Raw genomic sequence first — 17,209 nt, 5'->3', positions numbered from 1 at the left:
GCCCCTTGTTCGGGGCTCGGCGCGGCGCGGAGGCCGCTCGGCCCCGAGGCGGGGCGATTCCGGGCGCCTGCCGGACCCTCGCCGACTTCCTCGGGCGAGCCTGTGCGACAAAACTATATTATTATTTGGACGCCCATGCGGGCGTCTTTTTGTTTTTGTGCGCCCTTAACCGTGAAATGGGAACGGCTTCTTTCTTTGAAAATATAAGGACGCGTATAATGTTTTCTGGAAAACTGGCGTCGATGACAGAGCCGAAGGGCTCGTCAGGAAAGGGAGGTTTCCCTTGAGTTCAGAGACCCCTGAAGATAAGAAGCGCGTTGAGGAGGCGCTGAAGGATTCGGCGAAGCTGAAGGAGTTGGTGGAGGCTCTTTCCGATGGGAGCCGCCGCGGCCGCCAGCAGGCAGCGAAGGTCATTGCAGGCGTGGCTGCTGAGAATCCTGAAATACTCGTGCCTTTCGCGTCCGATCTCGTCGACGCATTGGAGCGCCCTGAGGCTCAGACGCGTTGGGAATGTCTTGATGCGCTGACTTACGTCGTGTCCTTCGACTCTCGGCCCTGCGACAAGGCCATCCCCGGCGCCGAGGCGGCCCTGTTCGACGAGGACAGCGGTCCTTTGCGTTTGGCCGCCATGCGCTTTCTGTGCAAGCTGGGTGCGACGACCGAGAAACGCTCGGAAAAAGTATGGCCTCTCATCGACGAGGGCATCCAGTGCTATCACGGCGATTTGGAATTCCAGGATATGCTTCTGGCGGTCATCGACTTCTCCCAGGGGAAGCTGGACGGGTCTGTGAAAAGCGCCCTGGCCGATCGTATGCGCTTCGATGCCGAGAACGGCAAGGGCATGCTCAAGCGCCGTGCCGCTCAGATCATCGAGAATGTAGCTTAGTTCCAAGGAGATTGATACATGAGCTTTGAAGCTTCTTTGAAGGTGGGCAATGGGGCCTACACCTATTACCCGGTGAGCGAGATAGAGGGGGCGGCGCAGCTGCCTTACTCCCTTACCGTGCTTTTGGAGAATGCGCTGCGCTGCGGGCGCACGCCCGAAGAGGCCCAGGCCATGGCCGAGCGCATCGTAACTGCTGGCTTGGCGGGCCAGACGGGCGAGGAAGTGGAGTTCTCGCCGGCGCGCGTGTTGTTCCAGGACTTCACGGGTGTGCCGGTGTTTGTCGATTTCGCCGTCATGCGCGAGGCCTGCGCCGATCTGGGCGGCGATCCGAAGAAGATCAACCCGCAGGTACCGTGCGATTTGGTCATCGACCATTCGGTCATCGCGGATGTGGCCGGGTGCGACGGCTGCATGGATGAGAACATGAAGCTGGAGTTCAAGCGCAACGGCGAGCGCTACGACTTTTTGAAGTGGGCCCAGGAGTCCTTCGAGAACGTGCGCATCGTGCCGCCGGGACAGGGCATCTGCCACCAGCTGAACATCGAGAAGTTCGCCAGCGTGGTCATGGAGTCTCCCGCCGGCCTTACCGGCGCCGATGGCACGCCCGTGGTGTACTTCGACACGCTTGTGGGCACCGACTCCCATACGCCCACGGCCAACGGCATCGGTGTGCTCGGCTGGGGCGTGGGCGGCATCGAGGCGGAGGCGGCCGCGCTGGGCCAACCCATCACGACGCTTGTGCCCCGCGTCATTGGCGTGAAGCTGACGGGCGACTTGTCCGAAGGCGTGTCGGCCATGGACGTGTCGCTGACGTTCGCACAAATGCTGCGCGAGCGCGGTGTGGTGGGCTGCTTTGTGGAATGCTTCGGCCCCGGCGTGGCGGCGCTTTCCGCCACCCAGCGCGCCTGCATCTCGAACATGACCCCGGAGTACGGCTGCACCTGCACGCTGTTCCCGGTGGACGACCGCACCCTGGACTACCTGCGCCTCACGGGCCGCAGCGCCGAGCAGGTGGCTCTGGTTGAAGCCTACGCGAAGGCCCAGGGCTACTGGAATGATCCCGAGGCGGCGCCGCGCACCTATGCCGAGGTGATCGAGCTCGATCTTTCCACGGTTCAACCTTCTCTGGCGGGCCCCTCGCGCCCCCACGATCGCATTCCGCTCGCCAAGGCCGGCGAGCGCTTCCGCGCCATCTGCGCCGAGCGCGGCCTCGACGATGCGACGGTGCATGTGGAAGTTGACGGCGAGGACTACGAGCTGACCCACGGAGCCATTGCCATCGCCGCCGTGACGAGCTGCACCACGGCCACCGACCAGGCCATGATGCTGGCCACGGGCCTCATGGCGCGCAACGCCGCCGAGCGCGGGCTTGCGCCGGCACCCTGGGTGAAGACCATCTTGGCTCCCGGTAGCCGCGCCACCGAGCTTCTGCTCGAGCGGGCGGGGCTTACTGAGCCCTTGCGCCAGCTGGGCTTCTATACCTGCGGTTTCGGTTGCATGAGCTGCATTGGCAACTCGGGTCCCCTCTCCGAGGCCATGCATGCCGTGGCCGACGACATCGAGCTGGCCAGCGTTCTGTCGGGCAACCGCAACTTCGAGGGCCGCATTTCACCGGACGTGTCGCAGAACTACCTGATGCAGCCGGCCAACGTCATCGCCTACGCCATCGCCGGCACCATGGACATCGATCTGGAGAAGGATCCCCTTGGTACGGACGCTGAGGGAAATCCCGTGTTCTACGCCGACATCGTGCCCGCCGCCGACGAGGTGGCCGCTTTTGTGGACGAGTTCGTGACGGCCGACTTGTACGAGCAGGGCGCCGCAAACATGTTTGAGGGCGACGCCGCGTGGCAGGCCCTGGGCGCCGAGCCGAGCGACACCTTCGCGTGGGACGATGACTCTACCTACGTGCGCCGCCCGCCCTATTTCGACGGGATGACCCGCGAGGTGTCGGGCCAGGATGCCATCGAGGGCGCTCGTGTGCTCGGCAACTTCGGCGACTTCATCACGACCGATCATATCTCGCCGGCCGGTGCCATCGCGCCGGACATGCCGGCGGCCGAGTACCTGGAGACCCATGGCGTGGCTCCGGCCGACTTCAACACCTACGGTAGCCGTCGAGGCAACCACGAGGTGATGATGCGCGGCACCTTCGCTAACGTGAAGCTGCAGAATAAGTTGGCCTGCGGCCGCAAGGGCGGCTGGACCCGCGACTTTACCACCGGTGAGATCACGCCTCTGTATTATGCCGCCGAGAACTACGCCGCCTCTGACACGCCGGCGGCAGTCCTTGCGGGCAAGATGTACGGCTCCGGTTCGTCCCGAGACTGGGCGGCCAAGGGCCCGATGCTGCTCGGCGTGCGCGTGGCCATCGCGGAGAGCTTCGAGCGCATTCACCGCTCCAACCTCATCGGCATGGGCATCCTGCCGCTGCAGTTCATCGAGGGGCAAAACGCGGAGACGCTGGGTCTCGACGGCTCCGAGACCATCACGGTGGCGCCCATCGACTTCTCGGCGGGGCTGCCGAGCCCGGCTGTCGTGAAGGTGACGGCCGAGAAGCCCGATGGAGGCGTCGTGACCTTCGACGCCATCGTGCGCATCGACACGCCCACGGAGGGCCGCTACTACGAGAATGGCGGCATCCTCCAGTACGTGCTGCGCGATCTGATCAAAGGATAAGAACTGATCGTGCATTGCTCAGCCCCCGTCGCTGCGCGAGAGCGACGGGGGCTTTTTGCTGCCGTCTGTGCGCTTTTCCGTTGCTGAACGCGCTGAAAGCTAGCTTGCGCGCCTGCAATGCGGTACGATTACGGGCACGTGATTTTTGACCCCTAGGAGCAACGAAACGACTATGGAAGACTTCCGCAACGAATATTGCATGCATACCGCCACCTGCGGACAGCTGCGTGCGACTGATGTGAACCAAGAGGTGACTTTGTGCGGTTGGGCGTGGCACACCCGCGACCACGGCGGCCTCATCTTCATCGACCTGCGCGACCGTGATGGCTATACCCAGGTGGTGGTCGATCCCGATTGCGTGAGCGAGGAGGACTTCCATGCGGCCGAGCACTTGGGTCGCGAGTACGTGCTGAAGGTGTCCGGGCGCGTGCGCGAGCGTGCACCGGAGGCGATCAACCCGAACATGATCACGGGCGAGATCGAAGTTTTGGCCAATGCGGTACAGGTGTTGAACACGTCGGTGACGCCGCCCTTCTCCATTGAGGATGGCATCGAGACCGATGAGATCACGCGCATGAAGTGGCGCTATCTGGACATCCGCCGTCCCGAGATGCTCGCCAACCTGAAGCTGCGCCACACGGTGACCCAGGCCATGCGCCGGGCCCTGGACGAGCGTGGTTTCCTGGAGATCGAGACGCCGATTCTGGCGAACTCCACGCCCGAGGGCGCCCGCGACTACATCGTGCCGTCGCGTCCGAACCCGGGCAAGTTCTACGCCCTGCCCCAGAGTCCCCAGCAGTTCAAGCAGATGCTCATGTGCGCCGGGGTGGAGCGCTATTACCAGATTGCCCGCTGTTTCCGCGACGAGGACCTGCGCGCCGATCGCCAGCCCGAGTTCACCCAGGTCGACATCGAGATGTCCTTCGTCGAGGGCGACGATGTGTGCGACATGATGGAAGGTGTCATGGCCGAGACCTTGAAGGCCGTGGGTGTGACCGACGTCGCCTTCCCGCTGCAGAAGATGCAGTACGCCGACGCCATGCGCCTGTACGGCTGCGATCGCCCCGACGTGCGCTTCGGCATGCTGCTTCACGACATCACCGACATTGTGAAGGACACCGGCTTCAAGGTGTTCGCGAGCGTGGCCCAGTCCGGCGGAGTGGTGAAGGCCATCAACGTCAAGGGTGCCGGCGACTGGTCCCGCGGCGAGGTGGAGAAGCTCGCCAGCATCGCCGAGGCCAACGGCGCCAAGGGCATGGCCTGGGTGGCGTTCACCACCGATGGCCAGGAGAAGAGCCCTATCAAGAAGTTCTTCACCGACGAGGAGTGGGCGGCCCTGAAGGCCGAGATGGAAGTAGAGCCCGGCGACCTTTTGCTGTTCGCGGCCGATAAGCCCGAGATCGCCAACGCGGTGCTCTCCGCCCTGCGCCTGCACATGGCTGACGCCATGAACATCCCCCGCGAGGGCCACGCGCTGCTGTGGGTCGTGAACTTCCCCATGTTCCGCTACGACGAGGACGAGAAGAAGTACGCTGCCGAGCACCATCCCTTCACCCATGTGCTGAAGGAGGATCTGGACAAGATCGAGAGCGATCCGCTGGCCTGCGGCAGCTACTCCTACGACTTGGTCATGGACGGCTTCGAGGTGGGCGGCGGCACCATCCGCATCCACAACGCCGAGGAGCAGCGCCGCATCCTGCGCGTCGTGGGACTGACCGATGAGGAGATCGACGAGAAGTTCGGCCACCTCATTCGCGCGCTGGAGCTGGGCGCCCCGCCGCACGGCGGCATCGCCCTGGGCTTGGATCGTCTCGTGATGCTTCTGGCCCGCAAGGACTCCATCCGCGATGTCATCGCCTTCCCGAAGACGAGCAGCGCGAGCGACCCCATGACCGGCGCTCCGAGTGCCGTCACCGGCCGTCAGCTGAAGGACGTGAGCCTGCGCATCCTGTAAGCGCGCAGCGAGCTCGCGCAGATGCGACAACCTGTTTTGCACGGCGCCTGCCCTTTGGGGTGGGCGCCCTTTTTGTGAGCAGTCGATTCTTCTCTGGCGGCGAACAGAGGCCTATCGGGTGATGTTGGAGAGCTGCTTGTTGAAGGTCTCCACCGGATAGCCCGTCAGCACGTTTCTGGCGGCAATGAGGCAAGCGGTGAACGAGAGGCGGTTGCCGGCGTAAAGGCGCGCGGCCAATCTGACGGTCGCGCCGTCTTGGAAGGAGACGTCGTCGGCGAGAAGCTCCATCACGGTGCCGATGAGCGATCGGGGAACGCGGTAGTCCTCCTCGAGCAGCTGGACGGTGAGCGCCGCCGTTTCCGGATAAGCTTGGGCGCATCCGGAGGCGATCAGGCGCCGCGCTTTGGCCGATGGTCGCGGCTCGTCGTCGAGCAGGTAGTGCAAGAGGACGGTTTCATCCACGATGGTTGTGGCGGGGTCGGCGACGGTTGTCGTGCGAAAGCGCGCGTCGCCCGTGTTCTCCCCCTGCTTTTTGAGCCATGCGGCGCGCTCGTCTCCCGTAAGGTGGGGGTTGGCGTAATGGCGCAGCTTGCCGAAAGCCGACGTGCCCCCCTCGCTTTTGCTGAGGTGCGGCGTGAAGGGGAGCCGTCGCTCGATAACCGATTGGGCCACGAAGAGGCGCACGGCCTCGGAGGGGGAGAGGCCAAGGGCCTCGAAGAGGCGGTCGGCTTGTTCTTTGAGATCCTCATCGATGCGAATTTGCATGGTTGCGTGCTTGGCCATGGGAGCCTCCTGGGTAGCGCCGTTGCGGCCTCTTCGGTAGCGAGAAGAGGCTTATTTCGGGGGTTTTGTACCAACTTCATAAAGAAACCCCTGGGAAATGGAATATAGTGTAGTACAAATACACTACAAATAGAAGAAGGCTCATCCAAGCTGTCCCTTATTTCCAATTTGAAAAAAGCCAAAATTCACTCTTGCGAAACACTTTCGAGGGGCGTATAACGGCCGTGACATCTTCGAGAGGCACTAGCTGTCCGACTTAATATCTTTTTCCTTTGCTACGGCTTTACCGCAGGGGACACCTGCGTCCATTTTGAGGGGTGCGCAAAGAGCACTCCCGGCGATTCCGGAGCGCCGGGAAGTCGTTGCGCAGCGTCAGGAGGCGCGCGTCTTTGTTGGGTGAAGCGAGCCGCCGCTCCGTGCTTGGGCCGATCCGACGATAGGGGAGGCAACGGCAGGGCGCGGAATCATGCCAGCGACGGCCTTGCGGCTGTCGCGCGAGAAGAGCGTAGGAGGATCTACATGGGTTCCAAATTCGTCATTGCCGACCCGGGCCTGTGCATTGGTTGCCAGACCTGCATGGCGGGCTGTCTTCTGAAGCACAGTGTGCCGGGTGACGTTCCCAAGCCGCGATTGAATCTCATCACCACCCTTACCATTTCGGCGCCCATCGTGTGCCACCATTGTGCCGACGCGCCCTGTGTGGCATCGTGCCCCGAAGGCGCGCTATACTTCGATGGCGCCCGCGTGGCCGTCAAGCAGGAGCGCTGCATCGGTTGCCGCAGCTGCGTGCTCGCCTGTCCCTATGGAGCCGTGGAGGTCGTCTCCCAGGAGGGCGCGGCCAAGCTCGGCGGCCTTACGGTGGAAAGCGCTCCCAAGGCATCCCTTGTCAAGTGCGATTTGTGCTACGACCGCGAGGGCGGCCCGGCCTGCGTGGAGGCCTGCCCCACCGGAGGTCTTATGGTCGTCGACGAGGAGGAGCTGGCCGACCGCCAGCGTCAGCGCCGTATGAGGGCCGCCGTGGCCTCGGGCGCCTTCTCGAGCGTGCCCTTGAACACCGATCTCAACTAGCCCCAAGGAGGAATTGCACTATGGAAAAGCACATGGCCGTCTGCCCGTACTGCGGTGCCGGTTGCAAGCTCAATCTCATCGTGGACGACGGCATGGTCATCGGCGCCGAGGGCCTCGATGGCGTGACCAACGAGGGCGAGCTGTGCCTGAAGGGCCTGTCGGGCTTCGATTTCATCAACGACACCAAGATTCTCACGCCGCGCATCCTGCATCCGATGATCCGCCGCGAGAAGGGCGGCGAGCTGGAGCGCGTCACCTGGGACGAGGCGCTGGACTTCACGGCCAAAAAGCTCATGGCCATCAAGGAGAAGTACGGCCCCGACGCCATTATGCTCACGGGCTCCTCGCGCGGGCCGGGCAACGAGGCCAACTACGTCATGCAGAAGTTCACCCGCGCCTGCGTGGGCACCAACAACATCGACAACTGCGCCCGCACCTGCCACGGCCCCTCGGTCATCGGCCTTATGGACACCGTGGGCTCCGGCGCCATGTCCGTCTCCATTCCCAACATGGAGAACGCCGACCTCATCATGTTGTTCGGCTACAACCCCTCGGCCTCGCACCCGATCGTCGCCCGCCGTATCGTGAAGGCCAAGGAGAAGGGCGCCAAGATCATCGTCGTCGACCCGCGCTCCATTGAGACGGCGCGCATCGCTGATCTGTACATCCAGATCAAGAACGGCTGCAACCTCGCCTTCATGAATGCGTTCGCCAACGTTATCGTGAGCGAGAACCTGCACGACCGCGCCTTCATCGACGCCCACACCAACGGCTTCGACGAGTGGTGGGAGACCATCAAGAACTACACGCCGGAGTCGGTCGCCGACATCTGCGGCTGCAGCCCCGACGATATTCGCAAGGCCGCCCGCATGTACGCTACGGCCCCCAACTCCATTATCGGCTGGGGCATGGGCGTCACCCAGCAGCGCCAGGGCGTGAAGACGGTGCACACCATCGCCGCCATTGCCTGCGTCACGAACCAGATCGGCCGCGACAACGCCGGCCTGGCTCCGGTGCGCGGCCAGAACAACGTCCAGGGCTCCTGCGACATGGGCATGTGGCCGAGCCTGCTTCCCGGCTATCAGAAGGTGGAGAACCCCGAGGCCCGCGCCAAGTTCGAAAAGGCATGGGGTCTGCCGGAGGGGAAGCTTCCCGCCGAGCCCGGCTTCAAGCTGACCGACCTGCCCCATGGCGTGAAAGAGGGTAAGATCAAGGCCTTCTACAACTTCGGCGAGGATCCGTTGCAGACTGAGCCCGACTCCGCCGATATGAAGGAGACGCTGGAGAACCTCGAGCTGCTCATCAGCCAGGACATCTTCATGACTCAGACGACGGCTTTGGCCGACGTGGTGTTCCCGGGCACGTCCTGGGGCGAGCATGACGGCGTGTTCTCCGCTTCCGACCGCACCTTCCAGCGCTTTACGGCTGCCGTGCCGCCCAAGGGCGAGTGCAAGCACGACTGGCAGATCTTCAGCGAGCTGTCGACCCGCATGGGCTATCCCATGCACTACGAGGACACCCAGGAGATTTGGGACGAGATGCGCTCGCTGTGCCCGAACTTCTACGGCGCCACCTACGAGAAGATGGCCGGCGTGGGCCATGCCCAGTGGCCGATTCCGACGCTGGAATGCCCGGGCACTCCGACGCTTTACAAGAACGGCCAGTTCAACACCGCCGACAAGAAGGCCATTCTCATGGCTCACGATTTCGTGGAGCCCACCGAGATGCCCGACGACGCCTATCCGCTCGTGCTGTGCACGGTGCGCGAGGTGGGGCACTACTCCTGCCGCTCTATGACCGGCAACTGCAAGGTGCTCTCGATGCTGGCCGACGAGCCGGGCTACGTGCACATCAACCCCGCCGATGCCGCCGCCCGCACCGTCAAGGACGAGGATCTGGTCTGGGTGAGCTCGCGCCGCGGCAAGGTGATCACGCGCGCGAAGCTGGACGAGCGCATCAACAAGGGCGCCGTCTACATGACCTACCAATGGTGGATCGGCAAGTGCAACGACCTGACCATGCATGTGACCGACCCGCTGTCCGGTACGCCCGAGGACAAGTACTCCGCCTGCGAGGTGCACTGCATCGACGACCAGGTGTGGGCCGAGCGCCATATGCAGTCGCTCTACAGCGCGATGAAAGATCGCCTGGCTGCGGAGGCGGCACCTCAGAACGTCGCGCCCGCCGCTCAATAGGGCGTCTCGCTACCGCACTCATTCCGAAAGGACTCTGATGAACACTTTCATCGCCATAGAGCCGGATAGGTGCATTGGATGCGGCACGTGCCTTGCCGCCTGCAGCCACGGCCACCGTGTGGCCGGGCTGCAGGCGGAGCCCCGTCTCGCACTGACGTTTACCCCGCAGGTGACGGCCGCCGTCACCTGCCATCAGTGCGAGGGGGCGCCGTGCTTGGCGGTTTGCCCCGTGGATGCGATCAAGCGCACCGAAGAGGCCATCGTCGTGAACGAGCAGACCTGCATAGGCTGCAAGTTGTGCGCGGTGGTGTGCCCCTTCGGCGCCATCCATCCCTCGGGCACGTCCACGGCGGGCGTTGCCGGCATCTCCTATCCCACTCCCACTCAGCCGCGGGGCACATCGCCTCTGCTGGCTTGGAGCATCGGCGTCTACACCTGCGCCGTCAAGTGCGACCTGTGCTCCACCTTGGGCCCCGACGAGGAGCCCCATTGCGTCGAAGCGTGTCCGACCAAGGCGCTCTACGTGCGCGATGCCACGACGCTCGCGGGCGTTCGCAAGGACAAGATGCGCGCCGCCGTGGCGGCCAACCAGATCATGATGGGTCGAACGACGAACTTGAAGGAGGCCTAAATGTTGGAACTGATACTGCTTTCCCTCGGGCTCTCCTGCGCCACCGGCGTACTGTCGCTGGTGGCGTCGAAGGCCCGCGCTGCTTCCAAGACCATCGCTTGCGTCGGCGGCATGGGGGCAGCGGCCTTAAGCTTTGCCGGCGGCATCGGCGCGCTGTTCCAGACGGCTACCTACGCCAGCTGGATCGGGCCTATGCCCTTCACGAACTTCACGCTCTTGCTGAATCCGCTGGCGGGCCTTCTCATCGCGGTCATCGCCGCGCTGGCCTTCGTGGCGTGGCTCTACGGGCTTTCCTACTTCGATGAGTACTACGAGGCGGGCATTGGCGTCATCGGGTTCTTCATGAACCTGTTCATCGCCTCCATGAACCTCGTCATCCTGGCCGACAACGCTTTTTGGTTCCTCGTGTTCTTCGAGCTGATGTCGCTCACGTCCTACGTGCTCGTCATCATCGACCGGACGGAAGCGTCGCTCAAGGGCGGTTTTCTGTACCTCATCATGGCCCACATCGGCTTTCTGATGATCGCGTGCTCGTTCTTCGCCATGGCCTCGGCCACCGGCTCGCTCGAGTTCGAGGCGTTCCGCACCCATGCGTTCGCCCCCGGCATCGCCACGCTGGCCTTCGCGCTGGCCTTCTTCGGTTTCGGGGCGAAGGCGGGCATGGTGCCCTTCCATTCGTGGCTGCCCCAGGCCCATCCGGCGGCGCCCTCCAACGTGAGTGCGCTCATGTCCGGCGGCATGATCAAGATCGGCATCTTCGGTATTTGCAAGGTGTGCTTCGATCTGCTCGGCGCTGCGGGCGGCGAAGTTGGTTGGGGCGTGCTCGTCATCGTCATCGGCGCCGTCTCCTCGGTGCTCGGCGTGGTCTATGCTCTGGGAGAGCACGACCTCAAGAGTCTTCTGGCCTACCACTCCGTCGAGAACATCGGTATCATCCTGCTTGGTGTCGGCGTGGGCATCTACGGCTGGGCCGCAGATCTGCCTTGGCTCGCCGCCATCGGGCTTCTGGCCGGTCTCTATCACTTGGTGAACCATGCCATGTTCAAGGGCCTGCTCTTCCTCGGCGCCGGCAGCGTGCTGCATGCCACGGGCACCCGCAACATGGAGGTGCTCGGCGGCCTGGCGAAGGTGATGCCCATCACGGCGGTGTGCTTCCTCATCGGCTCCCTCGCCATTTCGGCCATCCCGCCGCTCAACGGCTTCGTGTCCGAGTGGTTCACCTACCAGGGACTCATTGGGGCGGCCATGGACGGCGGCATCTTCATGCGCATCGTCTTCGCCTTTGCCGTGGTGGCCCTCGCCATCACCGGCGCTCTGGCGGTCACCTGCTTCGTGAAAGCCTTCGGCGTGACGTTCCTCGCCCGTCCCCGTTCGGAGGCGGCCGAGCATGCCCACGAGGTGCCGGCTCCCATGACCATCGCCATGGTCATCCTCACGGTGGCCTGCATCGCTCTGGGACTCGGCGCGGCCTGGGTGGCGCCCGTTATCAGCTCCATCGCGAGCTCGATGCTCGCGGCGCCGTCTCTGCCGGTGGTCGAGGGCGCGACACTGGTGTCCTTGGACACGGTCTCGGTAGTCTCGCCGCTCATCATGGCCGCTCTTATGGCCGTTGTCATCGCCCTGTGCGCCTTGGTGCGCAATGCCGCCAATCGGAAGGGCGGCATGAAGAGCGACCCGAGCACGTGGGCGTGCGGCTATGAGGCGGATCTGTCCATGGAGACGCTCGCCTCTACGGTGGGCGCGAACGTCAAGACCTTCATGGGGCCGCTCTACGCCCTTCGCTACGGCGTGAACCGCGCCGGCCAGGCGGTTGCCCGCTTGATCGCCCGCGCGCTTGAGTCCGATGCCGAAGAGGCTCCCGCCGCCCCCGTGGCGACCGGCGCTGTGGCCTCGCGCTACGATCGCGACCGGACGGTCGGCATCGCTCCAGCCGAGCGGCACGCTCCGGCGCTTTCCAACTCGGTGCTCTCCATCGTGAGCGATGTGGGCGCCTGGTTCGGCCGCATGGAGAGCGGGGATTTCCGCACCTACATCGTTTACATCGTCGGCGCGCTGGTGTTCTTCCTCGCGCTCATCATCCTGGTACGTTAGGGGGATGCCATGACTATCATTATCGCGATACTTCAGGCCATCCTTCTGGTCGCCATCGCCCCGCTTCTTTCCGGCATCACCCGCAAGATTCGTGCGAAGATGCACTCCCGTACGGGCACGAGCGTGCTGCAGGACTACTACGACCTGGCGAAGCTGTGGCGCCGCTGCGAGGTGAAGGAGGGCGGAAGCAGCATTGTCTCCCGCCTTGCGCCGCCGATATTCTTGGGCTCGTTCATCCTGCTCGCTGCGGGTCTTCCGCTTGTGACTCAGGCGTGCCCGGTGCCTATTCTCGGCGACATCATCACCATTCTGTACCTCATGGCCCTTCCGCGCTTCATGTTCGCCCTGGCCTCCATCGACTCGGCCGGTTCCTACACGGCCATCGGCGGTGTGCGCGAGCTGCTCGTGGGCGTGCTGGTTGAGCCCTCGCTCATACTGGTGCTCTTTGTCATGGCCGTGGCCGCGGGCTCGACCAACGTGGGGCTTATGGCCTCATCGGTGGCCAATCTGACGGCATGCCCCTTCGTGGCCGTCGTCGTGGCCGGCGTGGCCTGCGCCATGGCCTGCTACATCGAGACGGGAAAGCTCCCGTTCGATCTGGCCGAGGCGGAGCAGGAGATTCAGGAAGGCCCTCTGGCCGCCTACTCGGGTCCGTCGCTGGCCATGATGAAGCTGGGCGTCTCGCTCAAGCAGCTCGTGGTGGCGAGCTTGTTCGTGGCGATCTTTCTGCCCTTCGGCGCGGCGGCCACGGCGTCTCCTCTCGATCTGCTCGGCGGCCTGGTGGCCTACGCGTGCAAGGTGCTCGCGGTGTTCCTTGTCGCCTCGGTGATCGAGAACGCGGTCATGCGCGTGCGCTACAAGTATCTCGGCCGTTACACCTGGTTCGTCGTGGGGATTGCCTCGCTGTCCCTCGTGTTCCTCGTCATTGGAATTTAGGTGGTGAATATGTTCGGTTACCCATTAGTCAATGTGCTCGGCGCCTGCCTCATCATCACCTCGATGATGGTGGTGCTCGCCCGCACCGGACGGGCGGCGGCCTTCTTGTACTCGCTGCAGTCCCTGGTGCTCGTTGGCGTGCTCGCTTCGCTCGGCGCCGTCACGGGCTCGACAGAGCTGTTCACCTGGTCGGCCACGGCCTTCGCCACGAAGGTGGTGCTCGTGCCCGCCATCCTGCTGTTCACGCTGAAGAAGATTGGCGACGACGCCGAGGCGGACCTTCCGCCGAAGCTAAACCCCATGAAGTCGGTGGCGCTGGTGGCCGTGGAGGTGTTCGTCTGCTTCGTGGCCGTCTCCGGCATCGATTTGCCCACGGCTGCGGCGGTCAAGCCCACGCTGGCCGTGTCGCTCGCGCACTTCTTCATCGGGCTCACCTGCATCGTTATCCAGCGCTCCATCTTCAAGCAGATCTTCGGATACTGCCTGATGGAGAACGGCTCCCATGTGACGCTCGCGCTTCTGGCGCCTCAGGCGCCGGAGCTGGTGGAGATCGGCGTCGCCACCGACGCCATCTTCGCGGTGATTATCTTGGCGGTGCTCGTGTGGCGCATGGCGCGCTATGCGCACACCCTTGACGCCGACGACCTCTGCGAGCTGAAGGGATAAGCCATGGATTACTCAATGTTACTTCTGGTGCTTTTGGGCTGTCCTTTGGCGGCGGCGCTGCTCATTGCCGTGCTGCCAGCGAAATCGACTCCCCGCGGCGCCTACGAGACTCTTCACGTACTCTCCCTGGCGGGCGTCGCGGTAGCGGGTCTGACGCTTGTGGTGGCCGCCTTTGCGGGCAGCGACATCTTCGCTTTGGGGGAGTGGTTCCATCTCGATGGCCTCAGCGCCCTGTTCTTGGGGCTCATCGCCGTCATCGCGCCTTGCACGGGCGTGTACTCGCTGCCCTATGTGGCCCACGATGTGGCCGAGGGCAAACTCGGGCCCTCCCAGGTGAAGCAGTACTATGCCTTCTTCAGTCTGTTCGTGTTCTCGATGATTCTCGCCGTCACCTCCAACAACATCATCATGATGTGGGTTTCGGTGGAGGCCACGACGCTTTCCACGGTGTTTCTCGTCGGTGTGTACCGCACGAAACTCGCCCTGGAGGCGGCTTGGAAGTACGTCATCGTCTGCACGGCTGGCGTGGCCTTCGGCTTGTTCGGGACGCTGCTCGTCTATGCGAACGCCGCCGACATTATGGCCGATCCGCACCAGGCGGTGTTCTGGACAGCCATCCTTCCCAACGCGCCGTTCATGGACCGGTCCCTCATGATGATCGCGTTCGTATTCGCGGCCATCGGTTTTGGAACCAAGGCGGGCCTGTTCCCCATGCACACGTGGCTCCCCGATGCCCACTCCGAGGCGCCGAGCCCGGTGTCGGCCCTCCTCTCCGGCGTGCTTTTGAAATGTGCCATCCTCATTGTGCTGCGCTTCTACATTCTGACGGCGGCCAATGTGGGCGCGACGTTCCCCCAGACGGTCATGATGATCCTGGGCGTGCTGTCGGTGTGCTATGCGGCCTTCGAGGTGTACAAGCAGAACGACCTCAAGCGCAAGCTGGCCTACAGCTCGTGCGAGAACGTGGGGCTCATCGCCGTATGCTTCGGCATCGGCGGCCCCCTCGGCATCATCGCCGGGCTCGTGCACTGCGTTGCCCACGGCCTCACCAAGGCCCTCATGTTCTGCCTGTCCGGCAATGTGATGATGAAGTACCACACGCGCGACCTCGCGAAGATCTCGGGCATCATTTCGGTGGCGCCGGTGACCGGCGTGCTGTTCGCGGCCGGCTGCCTGGCTTTGGCGGGCTTCCCTCCCTTTGCCATGTTCGTCAGCGAGATGTTCATGGTTCTCGCCGGCGTGGCCGCGGAAGTTTGGTGGGCCGTGGCGCTTGTGCTCGTGGCGCTCGTGGTGGTGATTATGGCGCTCGTGCGCATGATCACCGGATCGGCGCTGGGGCGCGTGCCCGAGGGCGTGAAGCGCGGCGACGTGCCCGCTTTGGCGCTTGTGCCCGAGGTGGTGCTCCTCGCTTTGGTGGTGCTGCTCGGCGTGGCGCTGCCGGGGCCCTTGGCCGGCTCCATTGAAGAGGCCAGCGCCATTGTCATGTCCTACGAGGAAGAGGGCCTCTCTTCCGGCAGCTTGTTCGAAGATGCCCTGGCGGCTTTGGCTTTCGATGATACCCCCGAGGAGGTGTTCGAGTAATGACGACGAAGAAGCAGTCGCCTTTGCGCGTGGGCGAGACCCATGTTCAGGCCGTGAGGGACACCTTTCCCGGCGCGGTGCTCGATGCGACGTGGCAGGCCGCCGATCAGGTGACCATTACGGTGCCCACCGATATGCTGCCCGATGTGGTGGAGTTTCTGTACTACGGCCGCGGCGGCTGGCTGCCCAACATGGTGGCCAACGACGAGCGTCCGCTGCATGGTTGCTACGCCCTGTACTACCTGCTCTCTATGGAGGAGAGCGATCCGGGGTTCGTGGTGGTGCGCGCCGAGGTGGATCCGCATTCCATGGAATACCCGTCGGTGACCCCGCGGGTTCCCGCTTGCGTGTGGAGCGAGCGGGAGGCCTTCGACATGTTCGGCCTGCGCGCCATGGGGCTCCCCGACGAGCGCCGGCTCGTGCTGCCGGACGACTGGCCCGATAATCTGTATCCGCTGCGCAAGGACTCCATGGACTACCGCAAGCGCCCGGCTCCCGTGACCGATGTGGAGAACTACTCGTTTCTCTACGAGGGCCATGCCGAGGAGACGACCGAGGTGCCCATGGGCCCTCTGCATATCACCTCCGACGAGCCGGGGCACTTCCGCCTGTTCGTGGAAGGGGAGGACATCATCGATGCGGACTACCGCCTGTTCTACGTGCACCGTGGCATGGAGAAGGTGGCCGAGAGCCGCCTGAACTACGACGCCGTGACGTTTCTGGCGGATCGCATCTGCGGCATCTGTGGCAACGCCCACTCGGTGGCCTACGCCGAGGCGGTGGAACACGCCCAGGGCATCGAGGTGCCCGTGCGCGCCCAGTACATCCGCTCCATCTTGCTGGAGGTCGAGCGTTTGCACTCTCATTTGCTGAACCTGGGGCTGGTGTGCCACTACTGCGGGTTCGATACGGGATTCCAGCACTTCTTCCGGGTTCGCGAGAAGACCATGGACTTGGCCGTGCTGCTCACCGGAGCCCGCAAGACCTACGGCTTGAACCTGATCGGCGGCGTGCGGCGCGACATCTTGGACGAGCAGAAGCTCGCCACGATCAAGTACGTGCGGGAGCTGCGGCACGAGGTGGAGGCGCTCGTGGACATGCTCGTGTCCACGGCCAACTTCGAGTCGCGCACGGCCGGCATCGGAAGGCTTGACCCGGCGGTGGCCCGCGACTTCAGCCCCGTGGGGCCCTGTGTTCGCGGCAGCGGCATCGCCCGCGATGTCCGTTTCGACCATCCCTTCGACGGCTACAAGTTCCTCGTGGGAATGTCGGCGCGCAGCCACGACGGCTGCGACGTGCAGAGCCGCACGCTGGTGCGCGTGGAGGAGTTTATGGATTCCCTGGATATGATCGAGCAGCTGCTCGAGGGAGCGCCGTCCGGGCCCATTCAAACGGAAGACTGGCAGTACACACCGCACAAGTTCGCCTTGGGCTACACCGAGGCGCCCCGCGGCGAAGACATGCACTGGGCTCAGGTGGGGGACAACCAGAAATGCTATCGCTGGCGCGCCAAGGCGGCCACGTACTCGAACTGGCCGATTTTGCGCTACATGTTCCGCGGCAACACCGTGGCCGACGCCGCCATCATCGTGGGTTCCATGGATCCGTGCTATTCCTGCACCGATCGCGTGACGGTGGTCGATGTCAAGAAGAAGACGTCCACCGTGCTCACCAAAGATCAGCTCGAGGGCTACTGCCGCCGCCGCACGCACTCGCCTCTTTCCGGGAAGGGGTGGTAG

At 63.9% G+C, this 17,209-nt stretch carries 12 protein-coding genes; 11 read left to right on the top strand and 1 reads right to left on the bottom strand.

All coding sequences use genetic code 11. The annotated features are described in order from the left end of the window. Positions 1-283 precede the first annotated feature (283 nt). From GO707_RS07985 to aspS, 3 genes are all read left to right on the top strand, one after another. Positions 284-886 (top strand): HEAT repeat domain-containing protein, encoded by a 603-nt coding sequence (locus GO707_RS07985; protein WP_114540188.1) that lies wholly within the window; start codon positions 284-286, stop codon positions 884-886. Between the two features lie 18 nt (positions 887-904). Beyond that, complete coding sequence (acnA, locus tag GO707_RS07980; RefSeq protein WP_157012728.1) at positions 905-3,565, top strand: aconitate hydratase AcnA; 2,661 nt, start codon at positions 905-907, stop codon at positions 3,563-3,565. Positions 3,566-3,737: 172 nt separating this feature from the next. After that, positions 3,738-5,519, top strand: a complete 1,782-nt coding sequence (aspS, locus tag GO707_RS07975) for an aspartate--tRNA ligase (protein ID WP_114540186.1) — start codon at positions 3,738-3,740, stop codon at positions 5,517-5,519. A gap of 111 nt (positions 5,520-5,630) precedes the next feature. Here aspS and GO707_RS07970 read toward each other — a convergent pair whose 3' ends face one another. Then, complete coding sequence (locus GO707_RS07970; protein ID WP_114540185.1) at positions 5,631-6,302, bottom strand: type II toxin-antitoxin system RelB/DinJ family antitoxin; 672 nt, start codon at positions 6,300-6,302, stop codon at positions 5,631-5,633. A 519-nt stretch (positions 6,303-6,821) separates the two neighbouring features. Between GO707_RS07970 and GO707_RS07965 the strand changes: the two genes are divergently transcribed. Genes GO707_RS07965 through GO707_RS07930 form a run of 8 tightly spaced genes read left to right on the top strand, consistent with a single transcriptional unit; the run spans position 6,822 to position 17,209 of the window. Next, a complete protein-coding gene (locus GO707_RS07965; RefSeq protein ID WP_022739000.1) occupies positions 6,822-7,370 on the top strand; it encodes a 4Fe-4S dicluster domain-containing protein in 549 nt (182 codons plus the stop codon). Positions 7,371-7,390: 20 nt separating this feature from the next. Next, complete coding sequence (gene fdhF / locus GO707_RS07960; protein ID WP_022739002.1) at positions 7,391-9,565, top strand: formate dehydrogenase subunit alpha; 2,175 nt, start codon at positions 7,391-7,393, stop codon at positions 9,563-9,565. A 37-nt stretch (positions 9,566-9,602) separates the two neighbouring features. Beyond that, positions 9,603-10,196 carry a 4Fe-4S dicluster domain-containing protein gene (locus GO707_RS07955; protein WP_114540184.1) on the top strand — a complete coding sequence of 198 codons (594 nt, stop codon included), beginning with the start codon at positions 9,603-9,605 and terminating at the stop codon, positions 10,194-10,196. Continuing rightward, the gene (gene hyfB / locus GO707_RS07950) at positions 10,197-12,287 is read left to right on the top strand and encodes a hydrogenase 4 subunit B (RefSeq protein WP_114540183.1); all 2,091 of its coding nucleotides are present in this window, start codon (positions 10,197-10,199) and stop codon (positions 12,285-12,287) included. Between the two features lie 9 nt (positions 12,288-12,296). Further along, complete coding sequence (locus GO707_RS07945; RefSeq protein ID WP_114540182.1) at positions 12,297-13,223, top strand: respiratory chain complex I subunit 1 family protein; 927 nt, start codon at positions 12,297-12,299, stop codon at positions 13,221-13,223. A 9-nt stretch (positions 13,224-13,232) separates the two neighbouring features. Beyond that, on the top strand, positions 13,233-13,889 hold the full coding sequence (hyfE, locus tag GO707_RS07940) for a hydrogenase 4 membrane subunit (RefSeq protein WP_114540181.1): 657 nt from the start codon (positions 13,233-13,235) through the stop codon (positions 13,887-13,889). 3 nt (positions 13,890-13,892) lie between these two features. After that, positions 13,893-15,470 carry a hydrogenase 4 subunit F gene (locus GO707_RS07935; RefSeq protein WP_114540180.1) on the top strand — a complete coding sequence of 526 codons (1,578 nt, stop codon included), beginning with the start codon at positions 13,893-13,895 and terminating at the stop codon, positions 15,468-15,470. Further along, positions 15,470-17,209, top strand: coding sequence for a hydrogenase large subunit (locus tag GO707_RS07930; RefSeq protein ID WP_114540179.1), 1,740 nt, complete (start codon positions 15,470-15,472; stop codon positions 17,207-17,209). Before GO707_RS07935 ends, GO707_RS07930 begins: the two co-directional genes overlap by 1 nt.

The organism is Adlercreutzia rubneri (genome assembly GCF_009755265.1).
Classification (GTDB): domain Bacteria; phylum Actinomycetota; class Coriobacteriia; order Coriobacteriales; family Eggerthellaceae; genus Adlercreutzia; species Adlercreutzia rubneri.
This window is presented reverse-complemented; position numbering and strand designations above follow the sequence as displayed.